The organism is Deinococcus marmoris DSM 12784 (assembly GCF_000701405.1).
Classification (GTDB): Bacteria; Deinococcota; Deinococci; order Deinococcales; family Deinococcaceae; genus Deinococcus; species Deinococcus marmoris.
Map to the genome: position 1 here is coordinate 1 of NZ_JNIV01000191.1, position 3,107 is coordinate 3,107.

Annotated in this window: 3 protein-coding genes; 2 read left to right on the forward strand and 1 reads right to left on the reverse strand. The window is 64.3% G+C overall.

Annotated elements, in window-relative coordinates; genetic code table 11:
* The first annotated feature begins 94 nt into the window (after positions 1-94).
* Positions 95-1,162 carry an L-arabinose isomerase family protein gene (locus Q319_RS0122875; protein ID WP_081846261.1) on the forward strand — a complete coding sequence of 356 codons (1,068 nt, stop codon included), beginning with the start codon at positions 95-97 and terminating at the stop codon, positions 1,160-1,162.
* Here Q319_RS0122875 and Q319_RS25135 read toward each other — a convergent pair.
* Positions 1,132-2,193: a LacI family DNA-binding transcriptional regulator gene (locus Q319_RS25135; protein WP_081846262.1), complete on the reverse strand. Its 1,062-nt coding sequence runs from the start codon at positions 2,191-2,193 to the stop codon at positions 1,132-1,134. The genes Q319_RS0122875 and Q319_RS25135 overlap by 31 nt on opposite strands.
* 253 nt (positions 2,194-2,446) lie before the next feature.
* Between Q319_RS25135 and Q319_RS0122890 the strand changes: the two genes are divergently transcribed.
* On the forward strand, positions 2,447-3,107 hold a 661-nt coding region (locus Q319_RS0122890; RefSeq protein WP_051655708.1), incomplete at its 3' end, for a sugar phosphate isomerase/epimerase family protein.

The window sequence follows — 3,107 nt, forward strand, 5'->3', positions numbered from 1 at the left end:
GCTTCGTGCCAACCTGAACAACATCAATCCCCTGGTGAGTCTGGATGACGTTCGCCACGCTGCCTTTCCGATCCCAGCTTAGCGGGATGCACCCGTGGGCCACTGGAGCGACGGCGAGGTTCAATCTCGGCTGGGCGCGTGGGCGCGGGCGGCCTGGGCCTGGTTTGACTGGCAGGGCGCGGCCATCTGCCGTTTTGGCGACAACATGCGCTTCGTGGGCGTCACCGACGGCGACAAGGTCAGCGCCGAGATGAAGTTTGGATTTTCAGTCAATACCTACGCGGTGGGCGATCTGGCTGGGCGTATCCAAGCTGTCTCAGAGAATCAAATAGCTGATCTGATCAGAACGTATCTGGCGGAATTTGAGGTTGCGCCAGAACTCCAGCCCGGCGGTGAGCGCCACGATTCATTGCGGGAAGGTGCGCGGATCGAAGCGGGGATGCGCGCCTTTCTGGAAGAGGGCAGCTTCAAAGGCTTCACCGACACCTTTGAGGACCTGCGAGGCCTGAAACAACTTCCCGGCCTCGCCACCCAGCGCCTGATGGCCGACGGTTACGGCTTCGGTGGCGAGGGCGACTGGAAGACAGCGGCCCTGGTGCGGGCCATGAAAGTCATGGCACATGGATTGCCAGGGGGCACCTCGTTCATGGAGGATTACACTTACCACCTGGAGCCGGGCAAGCATCAGGTGCTGGGATCGCACATGCTCGAAATCTGCCCCAGCATCGCGGCCCACAGGCCCAGACTGGAGGTACATCCGCTGGGCATTGGCGGCAAGGAAGACCCGGTACGGTTGGTCTTTGACGCCGAACTGGGCGCAGCCATCAACGTCTCGCTGATCGATCTGGGCAGCCGTTTCCGCCTGATCGTGAACGAGGTGACCTCGGTGACCCACCCCGATCTGCCCCACCTGCCCGTAGCACGCGCAGTCTGGGAATGCCAGCCGGATTTCAAGACCGCCTGCGCCGCCTGGATCTACGCCGGGGGCGCGCACCACACCGGGTACAGCGGGGCCGTGACCACCGAGATGATCGAGGATTTCGCAGCGATGGCCGGGGTGGAACTGGCCATTATCGACAGCAACACCGAGTTGCGCGACTTCCGGCAGGGTCTCAGGCTCAATGACCTGTATTACGTGCTGGCGCAGGGGCTACGGGCGTGACCATCATGGGTGTGGGCTGCCGCGCCGCCACTGCCTGTTGCACTGCTTGCCCGCACGATCAGTTCGGCGGGAAGCTCGATGCTGTTCTGCGCGCTGCGGTCCAGCAACATCTGCACGCCGCGTACCCCCAGCGCTTCCTTGTCCACCCTCAGCGTCGTTAACGGTGGGTGGGTCTGGGCCGCCGCATCGACGTCGTCAAAGCCCACGAAGGCCAGGTCCTCAGGCACGCTCAGCCCGGCTTCCTGGCACGCGCGCATGGCGAGAATGGCCGTCGAATCGTTGAACGCGAACACCGCGTCGGGCGGCTGGGGCAGCGCCAGCAGCTTGCGCATGGCCCCGGCTGCGCCGTCCTCACTGCCTAACGGATCACGGCGCACGTCCAGTGCCGGGTCTGCCGGAACGCCCGCGTCGTACAGTGCCTGACGGTAGCCCAGCCAGCGCCCGCAGATGCTGTGGTGATCAGGCCCGCCGATGAAAGCCACCCGCCGCCGTCCCGTTTGCAGCAGATGCGTGGTGGCCCGGTGCGCCCCACCCACGTTGTCGCTGTTGACACTGGGCAGCCCCGGCGCAAGGTGGTCCACCAGCACCATCGGCAGGCCCAGAGCGCGCAACTGGCCCAGCAGGTCGTCTTCAAAAAAACCCACGCACAGCAGCCCGTCGGTACTGTTGCGCCGCATCAGTCCGGCCACGTCGTCGCCCGTGTCCAGCGAGGTGAAATGCAGGGTCAGGCCGCGTGCCCGGCATTCGTCCTCGACGCCGTGCAGCACATGTGAATAGAACAGATTCGCGCCCGCGCCGGTGTGCTGGCGGTGCAACACGAAGCTGACCCGGCGGAGTTTGCCTGCCCGCACCCTGGCGGTGTCGTAGCCCAGTTCATGGGCCACCCTCAGCACCTGCCCGCGCGTGGTTTCGCTCAGTCCGGCCTGTTGCCGCAAGGCCCGTGAGACCGTCCCGATGGAGACACCTGCCGCCAGCGCCACATCCTGGATGGTCACGCTGGACCGGGCAGAGGTAAGGGAGCGCTTGGACATGGCGAAGAGTATAGGGGCCAGGACCGGGCAGCGGCCTGCGGATTTCCGGCCCGTAGACATCCCGTGGGCATGACCTATGCACCTTCGACACCATCCGCCGCGTCGCCCACTTGACTCGTCCAGCCGAAAGGACTAGTTTGTTTTTTAGTAAAAAATTGTATTGCAGGACCAGGTTGGAAAGAACCACGATCTGATGGACCGTTCCCAGAAAACGGCGTGGACACCAGAAGACACCCGCGCGAGGAGAGGAAGAATGCACGACATCCGTATTGGAACGCTGGTAGAGGGAAGACACGCCGTACAGATCCTGCCGCAGATCCTGCCGCACGGCTTCGAGAGTTTCAGCCTGACCTTCTGGCAGACCACTGGCGACACTGATCTGGCCGAAACCGGGCGGCGCGTACGCGACATCGTGGAGGAGAGCGGAACCCGGATTTCATGTCTGGAAATCTTCGGCAACCCGCTGACTGGTACGGGCGACGACGCCGACACCCTGGCAAGCTGGGAGCGCCTGATCGCCCACGCCCACCTGTTCGGCTGCGATCTGATCGGCGGCTTTACCGGACGGCTGCCGGGGGTGCCGCTGGACGCCTCGCTGCCGCGCTACGCGGAGGTTTTTGGTGAGCTGTCGCGCCGCGCCGCCGATCAGGGCGTGCGGCTGTGCTTTGAAAACTGCGCGATGGATGGCAACTGGCAGGCCGGGGAATGGAACATCGCCCACGGCCCCGCCGCCTGGGAGCTGATGTGGGACGCGCTGCCCGCCGACAACATCGGGCTGGAGTGGGAGCCATGCCACCAGATGGTGGGATTGATCGACCCACTGCCGCAGCTCCGCAAGTGGGCACACAAGGTGTTTCAGGTTCACGGCAAGGACGCCACTTCAGTACCGGACAACTTGAGTTCAGGCGGTGCTG